This window comes from Bradyrhizobium cosmicum (genome assembly GCF_032290525.1).
In the GTDB taxonomy this organism is placed as follows: Bacteria; Pseudomonadota; Alphaproteobacteria; order Rhizobiales; family Xanthobacteraceae; genus Bradyrhizobium; species Bradyrhizobium cosmicum_A.
The window spans coordinates 1-276 of record NZ_JASXTA010000199.1 but is presented as its reverse complement, the minus strand read 5'-3'; the positions used below and the strand labels follow the sequence as shown (position 1 = coordinate 276).

1 pseudogene is annotated in these 276 nt (G+C 62.3%); it reads right to left on the bottom strand.

The features are described from left to right. Nucleotides 1–229 (bottom strand): annotated as a pseudogene (locus QSV46_RS39640) (integrase); the annotation flags it as partial. Nucleotides 230–276: the final 47 nt, after the last annotated feature.

Below are 276 nucleotides of genomic sequence, written 5' to 3'. Positions count from 1 at the left end.
CCCGAGCGAAGGCAAAGAACGGCTCGTAATCAGCGCGCATTGCCTCATCAAGGGACGTTGCTTCGCTGTCCATCAGCTCCCGCACCCGCTCCTCTGGCTCCGGCAGATAGAGCTCGCCCCACTTCGGTTCGTTCTCAAAGACGGCGCGCTCTGCCTTCGCGAAGCGAAAGAGCCGCTGCAGGACAGCGGTCACGGAGCGGTTTACAGTAGCGTTCGCGATCAGCGGCAACGCCCGTTCTTCCTCTTTGGTCCTTTTGCCGCGGCGCGAGACACGGT